General features: G+C 68.4%; 18 protein-coding genes and 1 pseudogene. 8 read left to right on the top strand and 11 right to left on the bottom strand.

What is annotated here, in order from left to right:
* Positions 1-75 precede the first annotated feature (75 nt).
* Positions 76-768, top strand: a complete 693-nt coding sequence (locus RVF83_RS12020) for a TetR/AcrR family transcriptional regulator (RefSeq protein ID WP_005200887.1) — start codon at positions 76-78, stop codon at positions 766-768.
* A gap of 55 nt (positions 769-823) precedes the next feature.
* Positions 824-2,452 carry an MFS transporter gene (locus RVF83_RS12015; RefSeq protein ID WP_005200889.1) on the top strand — a complete coding sequence of 543 codons (1,629 nt, stop codon included), beginning with the start codon at positions 824-826 and terminating at the stop codon, positions 2,450-2,452.
* A 7-nt stretch (positions 2,453-2,459) separates the two neighbouring features.
* Here RVF83_RS12015 and RVF83_RS12010 read toward each other — a convergent pair whose 3' ends face one another.
* The gene (locus tag RVF83_RS12010; RefSeq protein WP_005200891.1) at positions 2,460-2,900 is read right to left on the bottom strand and encodes an SRPBCC family protein; all 441 of its coding nucleotides are present in this window, start codon (positions 2,898-2,900) and stop codon (positions 2,460-2,462) included.
* A 139-nt stretch (positions 2,901-3,039) separates the two neighbouring features.
* Between RVF83_RS12010 and RVF83_RS12005 the strand changes: the two genes are divergently transcribed.
* The 3 genes from RVF83_RS12005 (at position 3,040) to RVF83_RS11995 (ending at position 8,778) form a co-directional block, all read left to right on the top strand.
* Positions 3,040-4,413, top strand: coding sequence for an MFS transporter (locus RVF83_RS12005; RefSeq protein ID WP_005200892.1), 1,374 nt, complete (start codon positions 3,040-3,042; stop codon positions 4,411-4,413).
* A gap of 16 nt (positions 4,414-4,429) precedes the next feature.
* Positions 4,430-6,415 (top strand): gamma-glutamyltransferase, encoded by a 1,986-nt coding sequence (gene ggt, locus RVF83_RS12000; RefSeq protein ID WP_039881187.1) that lies wholly within the window; start codon positions 4,430-4,432, stop codon positions 6,413-6,415.
* Positions 6,416-6,606: 191 nt separating this feature from the next.
* On the top strand, positions 6,607-8,778 hold the full coding sequence (locus RVF83_RS11995; RefSeq protein WP_005200894.1) for a glutamine synthetase III: 2,172 nt from the start codon (positions 6,607-6,609) through the stop codon (positions 8,776-8,778).
* 21 nt (positions 8,779-8,799) lie between these two features.
* Here the strand turns inward: RVF83_RS11995 and RVF83_RS11990 are convergent, their stop codons facing one another.
* Entirely contained in the window at positions 8,800-10,407 is a 1,608-nt protein-coding gene (locus RVF83_RS11990) for a PucR family transcriptional regulator (RefSeq protein WP_005200897.1), read from the bottom strand.
* Positions 10,408-10,482: 75 nt separating this feature from the next.
* Here RVF83_RS11990 and pruA point away from each other — a divergent pair, with 75 nt between their 5' ends.
* Both pruA and RVF83_RS11980 read left to right on the top strand, forming a co-directional pair.
* Entirely contained in the window at positions 10,483-12,135 is a 1,653-nt protein-coding gene (gene pruA / locus RVF83_RS11985; protein WP_005200899.1) for an L-glutamate gamma-semialdehyde dehydrogenase, read from the top strand.
* Entirely contained in the window at positions 12,132-13,082 is a 951-nt protein-coding gene (locus RVF83_RS11980; protein ID WP_005200901.1) for a proline dehydrogenase family protein, read from the top strand. The genes pruA and RVF83_RS11980 overlap by 4 nt, the downstream gene beginning before the upstream one ends.
* Before the next feature lie 4 nt (positions 13,083-13,086).
* Here the strand turns inward: RVF83_RS11980 and RVF83_RS11975 are convergent, their stop codons facing one another.
* From RVF83_RS11975 to RVF83_RS11950, 6 genes and pseudogenes are all read right to left on the bottom strand, one after another.
* The gene (locus tag RVF83_RS11975; RefSeq protein WP_005200904.1) at positions 13,087-13,635 is read right to left on the bottom strand and encodes a hypothetical protein; all 549 of its coding nucleotides are present in this window, start codon (positions 13,633-13,635) and stop codon (positions 13,087-13,089) included.
* The gene (locus RVF83_RS11970) at positions 13,635-15,224 is read right to left on the bottom strand and encodes an FAD-dependent oxidoreductase (RefSeq protein WP_005200906.1); all 1,590 of its coding nucleotides are present in this window, start codon (positions 15,222-15,224) and stop codon (positions 13,635-13,637) included. Before RVF83_RS11970 ends, RVF83_RS11975 begins: the two co-directional genes overlap by 1 nt.
* The gene (locus tag RVF83_RS11965) at positions 15,221-16,108 is read right to left on the bottom strand and encodes an FAD:protein FMN transferase (protein ID WP_168432685.1); all 888 of its coding nucleotides are present in this window, start codon (positions 16,106-16,108) and stop codon (positions 15,221-15,223) included. The genes RVF83_RS11970 and RVF83_RS11965 overlap by 4 nt, the downstream gene beginning before the upstream one ends.
* A 26-nt stretch (positions 16,109-16,134) precedes the next feature.
* Positions 16,135-16,641 carry an FMN-binding protein gene (locus tag RVF83_RS11960; protein WP_005200910.1) on the bottom strand — a complete coding sequence of 169 codons (507 nt, stop codon included), beginning with the start codon at positions 16,639-16,641 and terminating at the stop codon, positions 16,135-16,137.
* Between the two features lie 60 nt (positions 16,642-16,701).
* Positions 16,702-18,411, bottom strand: a complete 1,710-nt coding sequence (locus RVF83_RS11955; RefSeq protein WP_005200911.1) for a substrate-binding domain-containing protein — start codon at positions 18,409-18,411, stop codon at positions 16,702-16,704.
* A 113-nt stretch (positions 18,412-18,524) separates the two neighbouring features.
* A pseudogene (locus RVF83_RS11950) lies at positions 18,525-18,963 on the bottom strand (type II toxin-antitoxin system Rv0910 family toxin).
* Here RVF83_RS11950 and RVF83_RS11945 point away from each other — a divergent pair.
* Positions 18,941-19,582: a DNA-3-methyladenine glycosylase gene (locus RVF83_RS11945; RefSeq protein WP_005200916.1), complete on the top strand. Its 642-nt coding sequence runs from the start codon at positions 18,941-18,943 to the stop codon at positions 19,580-19,582. The pseudogene RVF83_RS11950 and the gene RVF83_RS11945 sit on opposite strands and share 23 nt — an antisense overlap.
* 8 nt (positions 19,583-19,590) lie before the next feature.
* On the opposite strand, the gene RVF83_RS11940 is transcribed toward RVF83_RS11945, so the two are convergent.
* From RVF83_RS11940 to RVF83_RS11930, 3 genes are all read right to left on the bottom strand, one after another.
* Positions 19,591-19,851 carry an antitoxin gene (locus RVF83_RS11940; RefSeq protein WP_005200918.1) on the bottom strand — a complete coding sequence of 87 codons (261 nt, stop codon included), beginning with the start codon at positions 19,849-19,851 and terminating at the stop codon, positions 19,591-19,593.
* A 75-nt stretch (positions 19,852-19,926) separates the two neighbouring features.
* Positions 19,927-22,413 (bottom strand): HAD-IC family P-type ATPase, encoded by a 2,487-nt coding sequence (locus RVF83_RS11935; RefSeq protein ID WP_005200919.1) that lies wholly within the window; start codon positions 22,411-22,413, stop codon positions 19,927-19,929.
* Positions 22,410-23,594, bottom strand: a complete 1,185-nt coding sequence (locus RVF83_RS11930; protein WP_005200921.1) for an MBL fold metallo-hydrolase — start codon at positions 23,592-23,594, stop codon at positions 22,410-22,412. Before RVF83_RS11930 ends, RVF83_RS11935 begins: the two co-directional genes overlap by 4 nt.
* Between the last annotated feature and the right edge of the window lie 77 nt (positions 23,595-23,671).

Here is a 23,671-nt window from a genome sequence, read left to right as displayed (position 1 = left end):
TCAGGACACACCGACATTCTCGGATTTGCGATCATTGATCCGGGCAGATCGATCGCCACAGGAAGGGAATCGCCGATGCCGTTGCCCGCAGCAGACATCCCGAATCCGGGCATGATGCCGGCCGGCTCGTCGTCGAGTTCGGTCATCCACCGCGCGTTCCTCGGGTCGGTGAACCCCACCGACACCGAATCCGATCCGACCGCCGAACGCCTCCTCGACGCCGCCTTCGACCTTTTCTGCCGACTCGGCATCCAGCGGACCCCGATGGAGAAGGTCGCCAAGAACGCGGGCGTGACGCGGGTGACCCTCTACCGGAAGTTCGCCACCAAGGACGCCTTGGTGGACGAGGTGGTGCTGCGCGAGTTCCGGCGCTACTTCGACCAGTTCCGCACCGACATCCCGGCCGCGCAGACGGTCGCCGAGCGCGTGGTCGTCGGATTTGTCGGATCATTGCGGGCCGTCGCGAGCAACCCTCTGATCAGCGGAATGGCCGACTCCGAATCGAGCATGCTCATCGAATCGATGATCGGCGACGACGGCCTCCTGCTGTCCGTGGTGCAACAGTTCGTGGCCGCTCAGTTACGACGAGAACAGTTGGCGGGCAACATCTCCGGGGACCTCGATGTCGAGATCGTGGCCGAGATGATGGTACGCATATCGGCATCGTTCCTCACCGTGCCGAGTCGCGTCGTCGACATCACCGACGACGCCCAGCTGGCCGACATCGCGAGACGATTCCTCGTCCCGATGCTCGATCCGCCACGCTGACGGCTCCCGGCTGGGACAATCGTCGGATCACTTTCCAGCTGAGGGGAGTTCCGCGATGCGTTCGTGGTCGGTCATCGTCATCCTCGCGGTCTCCCAATTCGTGATGGTGCTCGACAGCACCGTCATGAACGTGTCGATCTCGGTCGTGGCAGCCGATCTCGACACCTCGATCACCGGTATGCAGGCCGCGATCACCTTCTACGCCCTGACGATGGCGGCGTTCATGTTGACCGGCGGCAAACTCGGCGACCTCATGGGTCGCGCGCGGGCCTTCAAGATCGGTGCCGTCATCTACGGGATCGGTTCCCTCACGACCGCTTTGAGCCCCAACCTGACCGTCCTGATGCTGGGCTGGTCCCTGGTCGAGGGACTCGGCGCAGTGCTCGTGATCCCCGCGATCGCCTCCCTGGCCGCCATCAACTACACCGGAAAGGCACGGGTCACCGCGTTCTCGGTCCTCGGCGCGGTGACCGGACTCGCCGCCGCCGTCGGCCCGTTGCTCGGCGGCCTGATGACCACCTACGCCTCGTGGCGTTACGTCTTCGTCGCCGAGACGGTGGTCATGGTCGTCGTCCTGTTCGCGGCGGGCCTCATCCACGACGTCGAGCGCGACCGCGACGTACGGATCGACCCGCTCAGCGTCCTCGCATCCGCCGGCGGCCTGGCCCTCATCGTCTACGGAGTGCTGCAGTCGAAGACCTGGGGATGGCTGAAACCGCAGCACCCGCCGGAGATCGGCGGCACCGAGATCGCCCCGCTGGGCGTCTCCCCGGTCGCCTACCTGATGCTGATCGGTGTCGTCGTGCTCTGGTTGTTCGTCGATCGTCAACGCACGCTTGCCCGTACCGGCCGGCAACCACTGCTCCGCGTCGAACTGCTGAGGATCCCCGCGCTGCGCAGCGGCCTCGGCGGATTCCTCGCCCAGTACTTCGCGATCGCCGCCCTGTTCTTCGTGGTGCCGGTCTACCTGCAGACGATGCTGGGGCGCGATGCGCTGCAGACCGGGGTCAAAATCCTGCCGCTCTCGGTTGGCCTCGTCTTGTTCTCGGTTCTCGGATCGTGGCTCACCGCACGACGCTCCGCCCGCTTCATCGCCCGCGGCGGACAGATCATCATGGCCCTCGGCGTCCTCTTCGTGATCGCCGCGGTCGGGGTCGACCTGCGGAGTGTGGCCTTCGCCATCGGGATGTTCGTCGTCGGAGCGGGTTTCGGCCTTCTCGCCTCCCAGCTCGGCAACGTCAACATGTCCGCGGTAGAGGAGAAGGACACCTCCGAGGTCGGCGGGCTGCAGGGCACCTTCCAGAACCTCGGCTCGTCGTTCGGGACGGCGGTGGCGGGTTCGGTGTTCATCCTCCTGCTGTCGTCGGGTTTCCTCTCCGCCGTCGGCGACACCGAATCACTGTCCGCCACAGAGCAACAGCAGATCGTCTCGACCGTCGACGACGCCGGGGTACCCATCATCTCGGCGGATCAGGCACGCACCCTGGTCCTGGACTCCGGCGGCTCGGAATCCGGCGCCCAGGCCGTGTCCGACGCCTATGCCGACGCGCAGGTCGCCGCAATCCAGCAGGCCCTGTTCATCGTGTTCGTCCTGCTCGTGCTGGCGCTGCTCTTCTCGAAGAACCTGCCGAACCGCGTCGTCGCGCACGACGACGACGCGGCCGACGGGGTCACCGGAACCTGAGGCGTGCTCAGCCCCGGGCAGCCACGTTCTTCGCGATGGTGGACTCCGTGTGCTTGATGGCCTGGGCGGCGAACGGCCCGACGATGCCACCGAGCACTCGACCCGCGATACCGCCGGGCAGGGTGTAGCTGAACTCCACCTGCAGCTCGGTGCCCGTGTCGGCGTCGAGGAACCGCCAGGTGGTGTCGGCCTGGAAACCCTCGATCGCCTTGAGCTCGATCAGTTCGTCGACGACGTACCGGGTGCATTCCACGACCGACTTGAGCTTCTTCGGACCGACGTCGATCGACAGCTCGAAGACGGAGCCCAGGCCCTGGGTCTGTTCGGTCCTCGGCTCGAAGCGGGTCACCCCCATCAGGTACTCGGGAACGTTCTGGTACCCGTCGACGTACTGGAAGACCTTGTCCCGAGGTGCATCGACCACGGCCTGATGACGTACCACTCCCACGCTCTACCCCGTTCTCGCGTGCCCGGCCGGTGTGGCCGTGCTGTTCCCGATCGACACTATGCGGTCGGCACCGCCTCCGGGTGCGGGACACGGCCGACCGATTTGACCGCCGTCGCCGGGTCGGATATTCCTTCAGACGGTGTCGACGTCAACGGGCGGATGGTCCGAACTCCTCGCCCGTGAACACCGCGCCGCGGTGTCGGTCTTCGCCGGCGGCATCCTCGTCTTCGCCATCAACACCTTCCTCACCTCGGCCTCGTTGCCCAGCACCGTCGCCGACATCGGCGGCGAACAGTTCTACGCCTGGGTCGTCACGGTCTTCCTGATCGCCTCCGTCGTGGCATCGATGTTGGTCACACGCGCGCTGGCGCAGTTCGGCGCACGGGGCGCCTACCTGATCGGCTTCTCCGCGTTCGCCGCGGGTTCGCTGGTCTGCGCGCTCACCCCGACCATGCCGATCCTGTTGGCCGGCAGGCTGATCCAGGGACTCGGTGGCGGACTGCTCACGGGCCTGGCGTTCGCGGTCGTGCAGATCGCACTGCCGCAGCGCATCTGGGGCCGGGCCGTGGCTCTGATCTCGGCGATGTGGGGTGTCGGGAACATCGTGGGGCCCGCGATCGGTGGCATGTTCGCCGAGGTCGGACTGTGGCGCGGTTCGTTCTGGTTCCTCACTGTGGTCACGCTTGCCATCGCCGCGGTGGCCGGGCGGGTGCTCCCGCGAGGTCGCGGCTCCGACGAACGGCACCCGTTGCCGTGGGCGTCGCTCGCCGCGGTGACCGTCGCGGCCGGGGCGGTCTCGGTGGCCGCGGTCTCCGGTTCGACGACGGCGGTCGTGGTTCTCGGCGCCGTCGCGCTGCTCGCCCTCGCCGGGTTCGTCGCCGTGGACCGACATGGCGACACCGGCCTGCTCCCCCGCCTCACCTATTCGGTGGGCAATCCGCTCAAGTGGATCTATCTCTCGATCGCGGTGTTGGCTGCCGGGTCGACCGCCGAGGCCTTCCTCCCTCTGTTCGGCCAGCAGGTCGGCGGCCTGTCCCCATTCGCCGCGGGCCTTCTGCCGGCCGCGCTGTCGACCGGGTGGACGGTCGCGCAGATCGCCAGCAGCACATGGGCCCACGGCCGTTCGGCGTCGGCGGCCCGCATCGCGGGGCCGGCGTTCCTCGCCGCAGGCATGGCCGGTTACGGCCTCCTCCAGTCCTCGACCGCACCGATCGCGATCGCCGGTTGGTACGCCTGCCTCGTCTTCGCCGGCATGGGCATCGGCATGGCCTTCCCGCACATCGCGACCGCCGCCATGGGCATCACCACCGATCAGGCCGAGGCCGCTCGGGCGTCGGCCGGTATCAACTCCGTGCAGATGGTCGCCAACACCGTCGGGTCGGCAGCCGCCGGTCTGCTCGTCAGCTTCGGCGCCGATGCAGTCGGATCGGCACGACTGCTGACGTTCGGTTTCGCTTGTCTCGCGGTCATCGGGGTGGGCATCGCCGTTCGGTCGGTCCGGCCTGCGCGGTGACCGTACGCTGAGGTCCATGAGACGCCGTCGGGGAAGTCCTCATCTCGGATCTCGCGGCCTCCGGCTGATGGTCGCGGTCACCGCCACGCTGGTCGTCGCCTCGTGCGGGACCGATGCCGACGACCCCTCCGCCGCGCCGGTCACCTGCGCGGAGATCCCGAACGGTGAGCTCATCGACGCCCAGGAGGTCTCGTCCGCCCCCACCGACATCGCGACCCGACCCGAGATCGCGTCGGGTTACCGCCGCGGGATGAAGCCGGTCCTGACCGGTACCTACGCTGCGGCGACGGCCAATCCGCTGGCCACCCGCGCGGCCTGCGAGGTGTTGCGCGACGGTGGCACCGCGGCCGACGCCCTGGTGGCCGCACAGATGGTGCTCGGGCTCGTCGAACCGCAGTCGTCGGGCATCGGCGGTGGCGCGTTCGCCCTCTACTACGACGCGGCGTCGAACACGGTGCGCGCCTTCGACGGCCGCGAGACGGCACCCGCGGCCGCCACCGAGACCTACCTGACGCAGATCTCCCCCACCGATCCGGCACCGCCCGTACCGAGTGCCCGTGCATCGGGTCGTTCGATCGGCGTCCCCGGGGTTCTGCGGATGCTCGACATGGTCCACGGCGAGTACGGTAAGCAGGCCTGGCGCGACCTCTTCGAACCGGCCATCACGCTGGCAGACAGCGGTTTCGAGATCAGCCCGCGGTTGTCCGGGGCGATCGCCGCGTCCGCCGAGGAGCTGAAGGCCGACGAGGAGGCCCGCACCTACTTCCTGACCGGCGAGGGCACGGCGAAGCCCGCGGGCACCGACCTCGTCAATCCCGCCTATGCGAAAACCCTTGGCGCACTGGCCACCGACGGCGCCGCCGCGATGTACGACGGCCCGCTCGCCCAGGCGATCGTCGCCGAGGCGGGCAGCACCGCCGGCGGCATGACGCCCAGCCTCATGACCGTCGACGACCTGCGCGACTACCGGGCGATCGTCCGCGAGCCCATCGTGACGGAGTACCGCGGCCGCCAGATCGTGGCGATGCCCGGTCCGTCGTCGGGCGGCATCGCGGTCGCCTCCACGCTGGGCATCCTGGAGAACTTCGACCTGCCGTCGATGGAGCCCACCGAGCTGGACGACGCCGGGGTGAGCCGCGACGGAGGTCGGCCGGATCCCGCTGCGGTGCACCTGATCACCGAGGCCGAGCGACTCGCCTACGCCGATCGCGACAAGTACGTCGCCGACCCCGATTTCGTGCCGCTGCCGGGACGCGGCGTCGAGACCATCCTCGATCCCGCATACCTGAAGGCCCGCGCCGGGATGATCAAACCCGATTCCTCACTGGGTGAGGCACCCGCCGGGGACCTCGGGCCCGTCCCGCTCGGTTCGCATCCGGGCACCGAACACGGCACGAGCCACATCACCGTCGCCGACCGCTACGGCAACGTCGCGTCCATGACGACGACCATCGAATCGGCATTCGGCAGCTATCACATGGTCGACGGCTTCCTGCTCAACAACCAGCTCACCGACTTCTCGGCCGAACCGCGCGACGACGACGGCGCCCTCCTCGCCAACCGGGTGTCCCCCGGCAAGCGCCCGCGGTCGTCGATGGCCCCGACCCTGGTGATGCAGCCCGGGACCGACGGCGAACCCGCACAGGTGGTCGCCGCGCTGGGATCCCCGGGCGGATCGGTCATCATCCAGTTCGTCGTCAAGACGCTCGTCGGGATGCTCGACTGGGATCTGAACCCGCAACAGGCGGTGTCGATGATCGACTTCGGCTCCGCCAACACCCCGACGTCGAACGTCGGCGGCGAACATCCACTCGTCGACACCGCCGACGACGGCGCCCACGATCCCCTCGTGCGGGGCCTCCGCGAGCGCGGCCAAGAGGTGTCCGTCGACGAACAGTCCAGCGGGCTCAGCGCGATCATGCGCCACGACTCCGGGTGGATCGGCGGCGCCGACCCTCGTCGTGAGGGTGCCGTGATGGGCGACGACGCCGCGCTGAAGTGACCCGCTGAATCGTCCGAACGGACGAATTGTCCCGAGACACCCGCTGGGACAGTAGTTTTCCTCAGCGTCACACGGGGGCAACGGGGGGCATACACCCAGCTCATAGCGTCGAGTCGCTCGCAACCAGCGACAACCTAGCGACTTCGTCGTGCCGACCTGCCGGTGGTCGACGAGAAACACCAGGAGTAACCATGAGTGGCAGCATGTCCCGCCGTCAGGCCATCGAGGCCGTGACGACCTATGAGGTGTCGGCGCCCGGATTCACCGAGCCGTTGGCAGACACCTTCGGACGCAACGTGTTCAGCTTGTCGGTCATGAAGAAGCGCCTGCCGAAGCATGTCTTCAAGGCGGTCGCGGCAACCATCGACACCGGTTGCGCGCTGGACCCGACCCTCGCCGACTACGTCGCGGTCGCGATGAAGGACTGGGCCATCGAGAAGGGCGCCACGCACTACGCGCACGTCTTCTACCCGCTCACCGGTTTCACCGCGGAGAAGCACGACTCGTTCCTCGAGCCCGATTCGAGCGGCGCCTCGCTCGCCGAGTTCGCCGGCAAGACCCTGCTGCAGGGTGAGCCCGACGCGTCGAGCTTCCCCAACGGCGGTCTGCGCGGCACCTTCGAGGCCCGCGGCTACACCGGCTGGGACGTGACGAGCCCCGCCTACATCCTGGAGAACCCGAACGGCAACACCCTGTGCATCCCCACGATCTTCATCTCGTGGACCGGGGAGGCACTGGACAAGAAGACCCCGCTCCTGCGCAGCCAGCAGGCCATGAGCAAGCAGGCGGTGCGTCTGCTGAAGCTCTTCGGCCACGAGAACGTCGACACCGTCGTCTCCTATGCCGGCGCCGAGCAGGAGTACTTCCTGATCGACGAGCACTTCTTCTACGCACGCCCCGACCTGACGACCTCCAACCGCACCCTGTTCGGCGCCCCGCCGTCGAAGGGTCAGGAGTTCGACGACCACTACTTCGGCGCCATCCCCGAGCGCGTGCTGTCGTTCATGATCGAACTCGACCGCGAGCTGTTCAAGCAGGGCATCCCGGCCAAGACCCGCCACAACGAGGTCGCGCCCGGGCAGTTCGAGATCGCGCCGGTCTTCGAGCGTTCGGTTCTGGCCCACGATCACCAGCAGCTGATGATGACCACGATGAAAGCCGTCGCGGAGAAGTACGGCATGAAGTGCCTGCTGCACGAGAAGCCGTTCGCCGGCGTCAACGGCTCGGGCAAACACGTCAACTTCTCGCTCGGCAACGCCAACCAGGGGAACCTGCTCAACCCCGGCGACACCCCGCACGAGAACATGCAGTTCCTCACCTTCTGCGGTGCGATCATCCGCTCCGTCCACCTCTACGGCGGCCTGCTGCGTGCCGCCGTCGCGTCGGCGTCGAACGATCATCGCCTGGGCGCGAACGAGGCTCCGCCGGCGATCATCTCGATCTTCCTCGGCGAGCAGCTGATGGACGTCTTCGAGCAGATCGCCAAGGGCGGCGCGACCGGTTCCAAGGCGGCCGGCGTCCTCGAGCTCGGCGTCGACACCCTACCGCCGCTGAAGGCCGACCCGGGCGACCGCAACCGCACCAGCCCGTTCGCGTTCACCGGCAATCGATTCGAGTACCGCGCACCGGGTTCCAACCAGTCGATCTCCGATCCGATGGTCGCGATCAACACCATCCTGGCCGACTCCCTCGACCACATCTCCGCCGAGCTGGAAAAGCTGCTCGCCGACGGCGCCGACCTCAACGACGCCGTGCAGAAGGTGCTGCAGGAGATCGTCAACGCCCACGGTGCCGTGATCTTCAACGGCAACGGCTACTCCGACGAGTGGCAGGAAGAGGCCGCCGCGCGCGGTCTGAAGAACCTCCGCACCACCGTCGACGCCGTCACCGAGTACACCGCACCCGAGGTCGTCGAGATCTTCGAGAAGTACGGGGTGCTGTCGGCTCGTGAACTCGAGGCCCGCGAGGACGTCATCTTCGAGTACTACGCGCTGACCCTGCTCGTCGAGGCCAAGGAGACCGCCGAGATCGCCAAGACCATGATCATGCCGGCCGCGATTCGCTACCAAGGTGAACTGGCCGGCACCGCGGCGTCGTTGAAGATGGCCGGGATCGAGGCTCCCACACCGCTTCTCGCCGAGCTCACCGAGTTGATCAGCAAGCTGCAGGCCGCCATCGCCACTCTCGACGAGGGTATCGCCGGTATGCACGGGGACAGCACCTACGAGGAGTCGAAGTACGCGCTCGAGACGCTGATACCGGCGACCGCCGCGGTGCGCGAGGTCGCGGACACGCTCGAGAGCATCGTCGCCGACGACCTCTGGCCGCTACCCACCTACAACGAGATGCTCACGATTCTCTGACATCTCGCGGGTGTCCCCGAGCTACCGCACCCGCAACGACAACGCCACGACGAGCCTGGTCGCGGGATCCTCGAGGTTCATCCCGGTGAGGGTCTCGATCCGGCGGATGCGGTAGCGCAACGTGTTCGGGTGGACGTGCAGGTCATCGGCAGCCGAACGGACGTCGCCGAAATGGTCGAGATAGGCGCGCAGGGAGACGGTGAAGTCGCTGCCGGTGCGGTCGTCGAGGTCGGCGAGGTCGGAGACCCGCGGGTCGACGAGGTCGGGGTTCTCGGCGAGGAGCGCGACGATCTCGCCGAGCAGGACCCCGGTGCGCGACCCGGCGACCGTGGTGACGTCGTCGATCAGTTCCCCTTCGACAACGGCCGCGTCGAGCACTCGGTCGATCTGGCTGCGCAGTTCGGGTACCGCGGCGAGTTCGTGCGGCCCGGCGACCACCGCTCGGATTCGGAGTCCGAACTGCCGCTGCGTCGCATCAACGGACACCCGCGCCCACTCGACCGCGGCGTCGTCCGTCACACCGGGCAGCACGACGTAGGCGCGGTCGCCGATGGTCGAGGTCACCGACAGGGGACTGAACGCGCTGGCGTGCAGCGTGAGCGCGGAGAGGCGAGTGGCGTTCTCCGCCAACCGGACCGGGGCGTCGTCGGCTGAACCGATCGTTGCGAATCCGACGAGGACCACCGCGACGGACGGGTCGACGCCGAGCTGGGCGGCGAGCGCGTCGACGTCGACGATGTCGCCGCGCACGCCGAGCAGCCGACGGACAAGTTCGTCGTGTTCGGTGCCCGCGGAACGACGACGGGCGATCACCCGGGCGGCCACCGCGGCCGCTCCGGTGAGCACCTCGTCGGTGTCGCCGGCGAACGATCCGGCTCCACGCTGCAACCACACGACCCCCAGGAACTCGGCCGTGCCCGGGGCCCGGATCGCGACCGCGCGGCGTTCCCGCAGGCCGAGATCGGTGCGGGCGTCAACCGCGATCACCCGCGCCGATGTGCGCAACGCATCCATCACACCCCACTGCCGGAGCCAGGCGAGCATCTCCGGCGGACCCTCGCGACCGAGGATCGACAGGCGCCGCAACTCGTCGGCCTCGTCGCCGGCCGTGCTGTAGGCCAGCACGTGCGACCGCTCGTCCTCGATGCTCACCAGTCCGCCGGTGCGCCGGGCCACCTCGGCCGCGAGTTCGAAGAGATCGCCCGTCGCGCCCGACTCCATCGACTCGCCGTCGTCCGGCGAACGCCGCGGGGTGTCGAGGACACGCGACACCAGGTTGTAGATGCGCTCCCACCGGGCGTGCGGGTCGATGGCGACGACCGCGATCCCCAGCCGGTCGGCGAGGTCGGTCAGCGTCGCCGACCACGTCTTGCTCATGACGGCGACGGGGCGATGGATTCCGAGACCCGCCAGCAGTTCGGTGGCGACTTCGTCGGGTAGACCCACCAGCAGGAACACATCGGCCGACCGTGCCGCGCGACCGAGGCCGAAGTGGACGTCGTCGATGTCGATCATCGCGAGGCTGCGCACCGGCACGTCGAGTCCCCGCGGCGCGGTGACCAGGGTCGCCACCGTCCGGTCCAAGGCCAGGATGAGACGCCCGAGCGCGACACCCGGCGATTTGTCCATACGGACAAGGCTACGGCTGTGCGGTTTGCCGATCGGCCATATCGCGCGAACCCCGTCCACCGGTGGACTGACGTCATGGACGCCATCACCACTCCCCCGCGCCCGGCCAACGAGCCGGTTCACACCTACGCCCCCGGATCGCCCGAGCGCGCCCGGATCGTCAACGAGCTCAACCGTCAGTCCAACGCCGGCCGGCGCGAACTGCCGCACATCATCGGCGGCCGCCTGCACCTCGGACACGGCGAACAGATCGACGTCGTGCAACCGCATGCCCACCACGAGGTGCTCGGCTTCCTCACCAACGCCACCCACGACGACGCCCGTGCCGCCGTCGACGCCGCGATGGACGCGAAGGACGACTGGGCGCACACCAGCTTCGACGACCGGGCCGCGGTGATCCTGCGTGCCGCCGAACTGCTGTCGGGGCCGTGGCGTGAACGGATCGCCGCCGCGACGATGCTCGGCCAGTCGAAGTCGGTGCAGCAGGCCGAGATCGACGCTCCCTGCGAGCTCGCCGACTTCTGGCGGTTCAACGTCGCCTTCGCGCGCGAGATCCTCGCCGAACAGCCGGTGTCGTCACCCGGTGTGTGGAATCGGCTCGATCATCGACCGCTCGACGGATTCGTCTACACGGTCACCCCGTTCAACTTCACCGCCATCGCCGCGAATCTGCCGACGGCGCCGATGCTGATGGGCAACACCGTGGTCTGGAAGCCCTCTCCCACACAGGCGTATTCGGCGCAGTACACGATGGCACTCCTCGAGGCGGCGGGCTTGCCTCCCGGGGTCATCAACCTCGTCCACGGCGATGGACGCGCCGTGTCGGATGTGGTTCTCGCCGATGAGAACCTGGCCGGAATCCACTTCACCGGCTCGACCAAGACCTTCCAGTACCTCTGGCGCGAGGTCGGCAACAACATCGACAAGTACCGCAACTATCCGCGGCTCGTCGGCGAGACCGGCGGCAAGGACTTCGTCGTCGCGCATTCCTCCGCCGAACCTCATGCTCTCCGAACGGCATTGATCCGCGGTGCGTTCGAGTACCAGGGCCAGAAATGCTCGGCCGCCTCCCGTGCCTACATCGCCCGGTCGGTGTGGGACAAGATGGGGAACGACTTCCTCAGCGAGACAGCCGAACTCACCTACGGTGACGTCCGCGACCTGTCGAACTTCGGCGGCGCTCTGATCGACCAGCGCGCGTTCGACAAGAACATCGCGGCGCTGCGGCGCGCCAAGTCGTCGCCGATGATGACCGTCGCCGTCGGCGGACAGGTCGACGACACGGTCGGATACTTCGTGCGCCCCACCGTGTTGCTGTCCGACGACCCGCGGGACGAGGTCTTCTCCACGGAGTACTTCGGCCCGATCCTGGCGGTGTACGTCTACGACGACGCCGACTACGAGACGGTTCTCGACCTGGTCGACACCACGGCGAAGTATGCGCTCACCGGCGCGGTCATGGCGACCGACGTCGCCGCGGTCGCCCTCGCGTCGGACCGGCTCCGCCACGCGGCCGGCAACTTCTACATCAACGACAAGCCGACCGGCGCCGTCGTCGGTCAGCAACCGTTCGGCGGTGGTCGGGCGTCGGGCACCAACGACAAGGCGGGGTCGAAGCAGAACCTGTTGCGCTGGACGTCGACCCGCACCATCAAGGAGACGTTCAACCCGGCGACGACGTCCCGGTATCCACACATGAGCACCGACTTCACGGGGGTCACCAGTTGAGCACGCTCTTCGACACCCTGCTGCGTCCGACGATCACCGCCGCGGCGCGCAGCGAACGGATCCACCAGGCCTCGCAGCGTTGGTCGATGACCGAGAAGGTCGTGCGCCGGTTCGTGCCCGGTGAAACGCTCGACGACGTCCTCGCCGCCATCCGATGTGAGCTCGACGACGGGCTGGCGGTGACCATCGACTTCCTCGGTGAGGACACCGTCGACGAGTCCCAAGCCGATGCCACCGTCGCCGCATATGTGTCTCTGCTGGAGGCGATGCCGGGCCCGGCTACGACGCCACCGGGTGCGCTGGAGGTGTCGCTGAAGCTGACAGCACTCGGTCAGCGGCTGCCCGAACACGGCGCCAAGATCGCCGAGGAGAACGCCCGAACCATCGCCGCGGCAGCACGTTCTGCCGGGGCACTGGTCACCATCGACGCCGAAGATCACACAACCATCGACGAGCGTCTGGCCATCGTGCGCTCGCTGAGACGGGACTTCCCCGACGTCGGGACCGTGCTGCAGGCGTATCTCCGACGCACCGAGGACGACTGCGCGGACTTCGCCCGGTCGGGCGCGCGAATCCGGTTGTGCAAGGGCGCCTACGCCGAACCACCGTCGGTCGCCTATCCCGACCGTCGCCAGGTCGACGAGGCGTACCTCCGCTGCCTGCGAATACTGATGAAGGGCAACGGCTATCCGATGGTCGCCAGCCACGACCCGACGATGATCGACGCGGCCTCGATCCTGGCGGCCGAATTCGACCGCGCCCCCGGCACCTGGGAACACCAGATGCTCTACGGCATCCGCACCGACGAGCAACGCCGGCTCGTCGAATCCGGAGCGCGTGTGCGCGTGTACATCCCGTACGGCACCGAGTGGTACGGCTACCTCGTTCGGCGCCTCGCCGAGAAGCCCGCCAACCTCGGGTTCTTCCTGCGGGCGTTGGTGGGGTGACTGTTTACAACGGCTGGGCCCGCTTCACCGGAACGGCGGATCGGGTGGCGTCGAGTTCGACGTCGGTGATGATCGTCGCGGGACCGACGTGCAGAGTCCCCGACGTCATCGGCTGGGCACGCAATCCGCCTCGACCGATGAGCGCTTTGCGGACGCCCTCACCGGCGACGGTGTCCATCCACGAACAGGGGTGCGCGGGACGTCCGCCACGGAAGCGGATGGGCCCGGAGCCGGTGTCGAGGTCGAACTCCCGGCCGCGCAGCGGATCGAGTTCGACGCCGCGGACCACGACGTTGCGCCGTGCGAGCACTGGGTCGGCCTCACCGGCGGCCGCCGCCCAGGCCTCGATCGCCAGGAAGGTCACCGCGGCCTCGGTGTGTGCCTTCACACCGAAGAAGCGGTCGCCGCGAATCCCCTTGTCGGCGACGATCTCCACCGAGTCGGGTGTGAGCGTCTCGACCTCGTCGGCGGGACCGTCCTTGGGTCGCCCGAAGTATGCGTGCTTCGGCGACACCACGAAGGTGAGGATCTCGCAGGGATACTCGAAGCCCATCAGTAGCCGGTGAACGAGTCGGTGTGGATGCGCCACGGACGCAACCTCGTTGCAGGGTCGAGGTGCCGAATCGTCGACGACGTGCGTTCGACGAATGCCGGTGGGCCCGAGACGTAATAGTGCGCACCTCCGACGTCCGGACCGACGAGCTCGGCCAGTCGGTCGTGATCGTCGACGCCGTCGGCGAGTTCGGGTGCGACGACCGTCGTCACGCGCGCCCCCTTCGACCCGGCGTCGTCGACCACGTCGCCGTAGACCGCCCGGCCCGGTTCGCGGAGTACGTGCACCACGGTCAGACCGGACAGATCGCCGGGCAGCGAACGCATCATCGAGACGAACGGCGTGATCCCGATACCCGACGCGAGGAGCACGACCCCGCCTTTGCCGGGGAACGCCCGCGGCAGGACGAAGTCGCCACCGATCTCGTCGACCCAGGCTCGCCGGGCGCGGCCGTCGATGAGGGCAGCCTTGAACGACGACGGCTCCCCCGCGACCGTGAAACCGAACTCGACCGGATCCTCCTGCGGCGCGGACACGAACGAGAAGACCCGTCGCGAACCGGTCCACACCGGAGCCGACCACCGCGGCACACTCACGCTCGACCACTGCCCCGCCCGGAACGACGGTGCGCCGCCGGCTGGCTCGCCGCGCAACGCATAGGTGCGGTCGGCCAGCGTCGACGTCTCGACGTCGAGCCGCACCCGGCGCGCGGTGCGCGTGGCCAGGCGGACTGCGAAGGCGTAGAGGCTGCCGACGAGCAGCGCGATCTCCGGCACGAACGCCAAGGTGTACGAGTCGGTCACCTCGATCGTGTACTGGCAGTGCATCAGCACCCCGACCAGGGTCGCGTAGATCAGCCGATGCGGCTGTCGTGCCGGGGATGTCAGCGGTTCGGGCAGCATGATGGCCGCGATGAACAGCATCGGGGACGACACGATCCACGTCGACAGATCCTGGCCGCCGCGAACCAGTTCGACCACACCGATCGTCACCAGCGACGCGACGACGAACACTGCCACGAGGAGCCATTCGCGGATCAGGGTGACCACGGCAGTACCGATGACGATCATCGGGATCAGCAGCGGTTCGGCCGCCACCCACCAGAACGGGAAGCTCAGTCCCTCCACGCCGGCGTAGGCCAACGCGTAACAGCCGACAACGCCGGCGACCGCCGGGTTCAGGATCAGCCGACGCCGCCATGCCAGAACATATTTCGACGCCGCCGCGATCACCGCCGCCGTTGCGACGGTCGCCATCGCGGTGTCCTCCGAACCACCCGGCACCACGAAGAACAGGATCAGTCCGGTGATGAGCCAGGAGTCGGAGTTCGGCGGCACCCGGAGAACGGCGGCGAACAGATAGGTGGCCGCGCCGCTCACCCCGACCGCCACGAACAGCCACATCGCGAGTTCGTCTGGTCCGTAACCGAAGTCGGCATCGACCGCGGACACCACGAAGGCCGCGACCGCGAGCAGGACCAGCCCGCACAACACCGCCCGGTACGGGGTCAGGTGTCGCCGCGCGGCGTCGAAGGGCGCGAGTAGTCGCGGGAGGACCGCGGTCGTCCCGGGCGAGACATCGGTCGTCACAGGAACAGCTCCAATCCGGGGACCGCGGTGTGTTCGACACTGCCGTTGCGTCGGATGGTCACGTGATGAAAGCCCTCCGCGTGATGGCCGAAGTCGCCGCGCAGGAATGCGGCCGGGGTGAAGAACAGCGCCGTCGCCAGCCCGTCGGCCTCCATCGCCGACGGCGCGATCACCCACGTGGCCAGCACTTCCCACGCAGGCGAGGCGGTGCGCGGGTCCACGATGTGGTGCCAGTCCGCCCACACCCGGCGGTTGCTGGCCGACGCGCAGACAGCCCCGCCGTCGAGCGCGACCACACCGATCGCCTTGGTCGGGTCCATCGGGTGTTCCAACGCGACCCGCAGCGGGCGGGTGCGGGGTGAGACGACCATGTCGCCCCCGGCGTCGACGACGAAGTCGTCGGTGGCCCGCGCGACGATCTCCGCCACCCGGTCGGCAGCGAAACCCTTGCCCGCCGCGCCGACATCGAGCAGCGCCGGTCGGCGCAGTTCCAGCGCGGCGTCGTGTCCGGCGATCACCTCGTCCCACGCCGGCACTGCGGACACCCGAGCGGCGGGCCGCAGCGTGTAGTCCGGGTCGTACCCGGCGTCGGCAAGCGTCTGTCCGACCAGTGGCGTGACGGCACCGCGGGTCAGCCGATACAACCTGCGATACCAGTCGACGAGCGGCTGATCCGACTCCGCGATCGGGTAGCTCCCGGCCGTCCGCGACATCTCGGCGACCGTCGAGTCATCGCGAAATCTGGACCACGCCACGTCGATCCGGTCGATCTCGACGCGCACCTCGTCGACGACGGCGCCAGGCAGCGGTGTCGGTGTCGTGACCGTCCACCGGGTGCCGATCGCGTCGAACACCCAGTCATGGACGGCTGCAGGAGAATTCACGTCGGGAGAGCTCACGCCGGTCGGACTCAGTTGATGGCTTCCTGTTTGATCTTCTCGATCGCCTCGTTGAAACCGCCCGAGGTCAGCGACGAACCGGAGACCTTGTCGACGTCGATGTCGTTGATGTTCTTGCCCACGACGACATCCGAGATCCCGCCGGCGAACTTGCCCTGATACTCCACCGAGGGGCCCTTGGTCTGACTCGTGTCGACCGACACCGCGGTGATGACGTCGTTCGACAGCGTGACAGTGACGCCGACCTTCTGCGGTCCGCCCGGCGAGATGTATCCGCCTTCCGCGGTGTAGTCGCCGTCCTTGTACTGCTCGCCCGTGGCGCCGTCGGTGGCCGTCGAGGTGGAGGTCTCGGCAGCGGTCGTGCCGGCGGAGCCGGAGTCGTCGGAGGAACAGGCGCCGGCGACGAGGCCGACGGCGGCCATCGCCGCGACGACGCCTCCGGTGCGCATCAGAACCGACGAACGGCTCGAACCGGACAGCTCAGGATCAGACGTGGCAACGCTCGAAGTGGGGGTCACCGGCCCATTGTCCCTGATCGCCCGAAGGCCCGCCCCTCTGGTGCGGGGAACTCGTGCCGGTCAGCGACCGGCCGCGGCGACGCGCGCCTGGATGGCGTCGACGAAGACGGTCCGGATGTCGGCGGCGTTCTCGGCGATGTAGGTGGTGCCGCCGGTGGCCTCGGCGATCTGCTTGAGCGCGTCGGAGTCCGCGTCGTCGGAGATGCCGATCGTCAGGACCAGGACGGGTCGAGCCGGGTCCTCGAGGCGCTTCAGCTCGGCGAGCAGTTCGTCGAGGGAGATGCTGTTCGGGTCCTCGTTCTGCCCGTCGGTCATGATGATGACGCTGTTGGAGTAGTTCGGGTCGTAGGTGTCCTGGACCTTCTTGAACGCCGCGAGCGTTGTGTCGTAGAGGCCGGTGCCGCCGCCGAGATCCGACAACCCCTCCTCGACCGCCCTGCCGAGCGCCTCCCGGTGCGTGCCGCTGCCCGAACGCGCGTCGAGTCGTCGGATGGGGGCCATCTCGACCCAGTCCTGGCCGTCGCCGCCCTTGTCGACGCTGAACGCCCAGCCGCCGATCATCGTGTTGTTGGGGAACAGCTTCAGGCCGGTCGTCGACGCGTCGATCAGCAGACCGGCCCGGGTGGTGCCGCCGGCCGGGGTCGCCATCGATCCCGAGGTGTCCTGGACGACGAGGCTGCGAATCGGCACGCCGAGCACCTGCCACTGTCGCAGGGCCTTGTCGACCGACGTGGGATCACGCAGCTCGAGCTTCTTCAGCGGCTCGCCGACCCCGTTGCCGTCGGCGTCGCGATAACCCGCGTCGGTCAGCGCCTTACGGCCCACGTCGGAGTTCAGTGCCGCCACGAGCGCGGCACCGGCCTCGTCGGCGACCTGCTGACGTGCGGCAGAAGCAGTGTTCACGAGCGGGTAGTCGAGCATGACGGTGCCCGCGGCCGGGATGGAGGACTTGAGCTTGGACCCCTGGTGGGTGCGCATGAAGAGCTCGTACTGCTGCTCGGTCGTCACCACCGGCACACCCGCAGTGTTCGCCAGGTTGAGTCGGGTGCCTTCGTTGTCGTTGGTCAGACGCGCGTTGTTCTGCTGGATCGCGAGGACCGTCATGGCCTCGGTGAACTTCTCCTCCGGCAGTTCGCCGGCGTCGACCGCCGCGAGCGCACCGATGATCGGGGCATCACCGGTGCTGGTGTCGACGGGGCTACCGGTCCTGAGGTCGGGCAGCTTCATGACCTCGACCCAGGTGTCCAGCCCGGGGACGTTCTCGCCGGCGACGACGGTCGGGGTCGAGGCGATGGACGGTGCCACCAGATCCAGGTCGCGACGGACCTGCGTCGTGACACGGCGTGCCTGGACCTGCGAGTCGGCAACCCACAGGTCGGGGGCCGCGGCGCCCTGCGTCAGCAGACCGGGCACGTCGGCGCCGGCGGCGGTCTGGACGTCGTAGTCGTAGCAGGAGTCCGCGGAGGCCTGTCGTGCCACCTCGCGGAGGGGTCCGGTCATCGCGGCGTCGGAGGCGACGGCCACCCGGGTGCGGTCACCGCAGCCGCCGGAACCGGCCTGCCAGATGATCACGCCGGTGACCAGGGCAACGACCGCGATCAGGGCGATGATCGCCCACAGCCAACCGCCGCGGCGACCGCTACCGGCCTCGCGGTGTTCGAATCCGAAGTCGTCGTCGGATCGGCTCGCGCCGCTCGCGGGTCCCCCGTTGCTCGCCGCGCGGGTCCATTCGTTTCCGCCGCGATCGGCATCTGAGCTGTGACGCCCCATAGTTTTCCCGTTCCCCTCTTGCGGCGGTGTTCGCACACCGCCTGACGCATCGCTGTCACCCGCAGCCGCGCCGGCGCGGCGGCGAATGTGCCCCGCGCGACGTCACGCTCGGGTCAGCCGAAGACCTCTCGGAATTGCTGCAGCGACTTTCGCAGATCCCCCGAAACCGCCAGGGCCGCGGTCTTACCCACGGGCCCGATCAGCGGCAATCCACCCCAGATCAACAGTGAAGGTTACTTCCGATCCGCTCGAAGTGGGAACGATGCCCAGATCGAGCTTGGCCTTCACGCCGCCTTTACCGCTTCCCTTGAGACGTACGTGCGACACCGGGTCGAACTTCTCGACAACCCAGTCGAAGCGGATCCGGGTGCCCTTCACCACGACGATCGAGGCGATCTTCGTACCCTTGGTCAGGTCCCCGGAGGCCGGGATCGGGCTGCGCCAGGAGTCGTGGATCAGCAGCCACTCGTCGTACCGGGACAGGTCCGACGCGGCTGCCCAGGTATCTTCCGGAGACAGTTCAACCTCGATGGAGTCACTCGTCTTCGCCATGGTCCCAGAGCCTAGTGTCCGCATCTCCGACTCGCCCGCGCCGGTCGCCGAACAGGCCCGGGCGCTGCTCGGCACGCACCTGACCGGTCACGGCGTGACGATCCAGGTCACCGAGGTGGAGGCCTATGCCGGCCCCGATGATCCGGCCTCGCATGCGTACACGCGGACGGCGCGGTCGGAGATCATGTACGGCCCGCCGGGCCGGTTGTACGTCTATCGCATCCACGGCCACCACTGCGCCAACATCGTGGTGCACGGGCCAGGTCCCGCAGCGGCGGTCCTGCTCCGGGCGGGCGAGGTGATCGACGGGGTCGAGCTGGCACGTGCCCGACGCGGAGAGGCGCGCTCGACGCCGGTGTCCGACGACCGGCTCGCCAGCGGACCCGGAAACCTGTGCCGCGCACTCGGCATCACGATGGCCGATCTCGGCACCGATCTGGCAGATCCGGACATGCCTGTGACTCTGGACACATCGGGGCGCGGACCGCTTCCGGACCTGCCGGTGGCCGCCGGACCGCGCGTCGGCGTTCGCCGCGCGGCCGACCTGGCGTGGCGGTTCTTCTTCGACGGCCACCCGACCGTGTCCGGGTATCGGCGACACCCCCGCGCGGGAGCCTGACCTGCGACCTATTGCGGGTTCTGCGGGTTCCGGGGTTGCGGACTCTGCTGGCCCGGCAACGGCTCCCCGGGGTTGGTGGGCGGGGTCTGTCCCTGAGTGCCCTGTCCCGGGGCGCCGACGGCCTTTCGCAGGGCGTCCTGCGCCTTGTCGACCTGACCCGAGTACTTGTTCTTGGTGGCCTTGTCGATGGCGTCCCCACCCTTTTCGATCAGGTTCGGGTTCTTCTGCAGCGTGGCCCTGGCCTTGTTGACGAGTCCCTTGAGATCCATGACGTCTCCTGTGTGTCGACGAGCCGGACTTCTTCCGGCCACTCGCCGCAGAGTTTAGTCGCCGGCACGGCGTCGTCACACGGCCGACGCCTCGACCTCCGCCGAGTGTTCCGCGGGCGAACCGTGACGTGCGATCCACCGCGGCACCACCCGCGAAACGGCCTCCACACACACGATTCCGACCACCGCGGAGATGAGAGCGACCGAGTTCATCGTCCAGTTCGACGAGTCGAGGTGGAAGAGGTCCTGGGTGAACGGCCACGCGAAGATCAGCACGTAGGCACCGGCGGAGACGGCGAGCAGGAGAACCTTCCACCAGTTGTACGGCCGGGCCACCACCGCGAGCACGTAGACCGCGATCGCGATGAGCGTCATGAGGGAGGCGGTGGCGGCCTGCGTCTGCGCCGGCGACAGGTCGACGGCGTCGCCGCCGACCTCGACACCCGGCCCGCCCGGGTTGACGATCACGTAGGTGACGAAGGTGCACAGGCCGACGATGATGCCGTTGGGGACGGCCTGCAGCAGCACGCGACGCACGAAGCCGCGTCGGGCGCGCTCGTTGTTGGGCGCCAGCGACAGGACGAAGGCGGGGATGCCGATGGTGAACCACGCCGAGATGGTCACGTGGATCGGCTGGAACGGATAGCTCAGCGGATCGGAGTCGAACAGCTTGCCCAGCACGCCGCCGACGCCGACGAACAGCGCCAGCAGCACCGCGTAGACCGTTTTGGTGAGGAACAGGTTGGAGACGCGTTCGATGTTCCCGATGACGCGACGACCCTCGCCCACCACGTACGGGAGAGTGGCGAACTTGTTGTCCAGCAACACGATCTGGGCCACCGACCGGGCAGCCGAACTACCCGACCCCATCGCGACACCGATGTCGGCGTCCTTGAGGGCGAGTACGTCGTTGACGCCGTCGCCGGTCATCGCGACGGTGTTGTCCCGCGACTGCAACGCCTTGACCATGGCGCGTTTCTGGTCGGGACGGACGCGACCGAAGGTGACGCCGTGTTCGACGACGTCGGCCAGTTCGTTCTCCCCCTCGGGCAGCTTGCGCGCGTCGACGGAGGTGTCGGCCGAGCCGAGGCCGAGCGATTCGGCGACCGCACCGACCGAGCGCGCGTTGTCGCCGGAGATCACCTTGACCGCGACGTGCTGCTGTTCGAAGTAGTCGATGGTGCCGCGGGCGTCGGGTCGGACCCGCTGTTCGAGCACGACGAGCCCGACGGGGGTCACGGTGCCGGGGGCGACCGCGCCGCCGGTGGGTTCGGTGTCGACGGGGACGTCGGTGCGCGCGAGCAGCAGCACGCGCAGTCCGGTGGCGCCGATGTCGGAGGCCAGCTGCGCGGTCTCCCCCGCGGGGTCGAGCAGCACGTCGGGTGCGCCGATCAGCCAGCTGCCCACGTCGGTGCCGGACTCGTCGGCGAACGACATCCCGCTCCACTTGGTCGCCGAGGTGAACGGCTTGATCGCGGACACCGACCACGACGGCGGGGTCGGGTACGCCTCGGCGACGGCGATCATGCTGGCGTTGGGACGCGGATCGTGGGCGGCCAGCGCGGCGAGCACCTCACCGGCGGTTTCCGGCGAGACGTCACCGACGACGCGCAGCTCGGACAGGCGCATGCCGTTCTCGGTGAGGGTCCCGGTCTTGTCGGCGCACACGACGTTGACGCGGGCCAGGCCCTCGATCGCGGGGAGTTCGTTGACCAGACACTGCCGCTGACCGAGACGCACGACGCCGACCGCGAAGGCGATCGAGGTCATCAGAACCAGGCCCTCGGGCACCATCGGCACCAGCGCGGCGACCATGCCGAGCAGCGCCTGCTTGAGCCCGTTCTCGCTGATGAACAGCTGGTTGACGATGGTCAGGATGCCGGCGGGGATCAGCAGCCAGGTGATCACGCGCAGGATCTGGTCGATACCCGAGCGGAGTTCGGAGGAGACGAGGGTGAACTTCGACGCCTCGGCGGCGAGTTGCGCGGCGTACGCGTCGGCCCCGACCTTGGTCGCCCGGTAGGCGCCGCCACCGGCGACCACGAAGCTGCCGGACATCACGTGGGCGCCCGGGTCCTTGTCGATCGGGTCGGCCTCACCGGTCAGCAGCGACTCGTCGACGTCGAGGGCGATGGCCTCGATGATCTCGCCGTCGACGACGATCTGGTCACCGGCGCCGATCTCGATGACGTCGTCGAGCACGACCTCGTCGGGCGGGACCTCGGTCACCACGCCGTCGCGGCGTACCCGGGGCCGGGTCTGTCCGACGATGGCGAGTTTGTCGAGGGTGCGCTTGGCCCGGACCTCCTGGACGATGCCGATCGTCGAGTTGGCGATGATCAACAGGCCGAACAGTCCGTTGATGAGCGACCCGGTGAACGCGACGATGGCGAACAGCACGCCGAGAATCGCGTTGATGCGCGTGAAGACGTTGGCGCGCACGATGTCCGCGACGGAACGCCCGGAGCGGTCGGGCATCGAGTTGACCTTGCCGTCGGCGACCCGCTGGGCCACCTCCGCCGCGGTCAGACCGGGCTCGATCGTCTCCGCCGTGGTGCTCACGCCGAAACCTCCCACCAACTCGAATGCGCCACACCGGTTCCGGTGCGGTGTTCGAGGTCGATCGAACCACCGGGCTGGGGGACGAGCACAGTCGGGTCGCCGTGGTGTGCGGCGGCGCGCAGCCGCGCGATCGGCTCACCCCAGGGGTGGCGGGCGAGATTGAAGGTCCCCCAGTGGATCGGGATCATCACCGAATCGGCACCCGAACCCGGCGACACCATCCGGTGCACCGACAGCGCCTCCTCCGGGTCGACGTGGATGTCGGGCCACAGCACGTCATAGGCGCCGACCGCGATGAGCGTGAGGTCGAAGGGACCGAGCCGTGCCCCGACGTCGGAGAACCGTTCGGTGAAACCGGTGTCGCCGGAGAAGAAGACACGGTGGGTGTGCCCGGCGATCGCCCAGCTCCCCCACTGCGTGAGGTTGCGGGCCAACCAGCGTCCGGAGAAGTGTCGGGCCGGACCGCAGGTGAACCGCAGTTCGCCGCCGCGGGTGCCGACGACGATCTCGTCCCACCAATCCGCCTGCCGGATGCGGTCTTCGGCGATCCCCCATGACACCAGGTGCGCGGCGACGCCGATGGTCGTGACGAACACCGCGTCCGGTTGGGTCGCCGCGATCGTGGTGACGGTGTCCATGTCGAGGTGGTCGTAGTGGTCGTGGCTGATCACCACGACGTCGATCGGGGGCAACCCGCGCGCGGACAGCGGCGCCGCGTGCATGCGCCCCGGACCGACGAGCTGGCTCGGCGAGCACCGGCGGCTCAGGACGGGGTCGGTGATGATCCGCGCACCGTCTATGTCGACGATCGCGGTGGCGTGGCCGAGCCAGGTGACCCCGAGCGGTAAGGGGTCTTCGAAGGTCGGGACGGTGAGCATCACCGGCCGGCGCGGACGTCCGGGGCGGCGCGCCATGTCGGCGAGGACCTGCAGATCCGCGGCGCCGGCCGCCTGGGGAGGTTCGGGATTGTCGAAGACCCCGTCGTGCAGGTGCGGGGAGGTGCGCACGTGCGGCACGATCTCGTCGCGAGTCGCGCCGAGTGCGCGGGCCGGGCCGAGACCACCGGCGGCGAGGCGTTCGGCCACCGCGTCGGCCATCATCACGCCTGCCGACGTCACCCGCCCGAGGACCCGCGACGTCGCGTCGGAGCCGGTTCTTCCGGAGTTCGAGGTCACCTGCACACAGTAATCCGATCGGGTGATGTTCGACGGGAAGCGAGACGGGGCCGGTCCGGGGCTCACACGGCGCACGAGCATCT

Source organism: Gordonia rubripertincta (assembly GCF_038024875.1).
Classification (GTDB): domain Bacteria; phylum Actinomycetota; class Actinomycetes; order Mycobacteriales; family Mycobacteriaceae; genus Gordonia; species Gordonia rubripertincta.
This window is presented reverse-complemented; position numbering and strand designations above follow the sequence as displayed.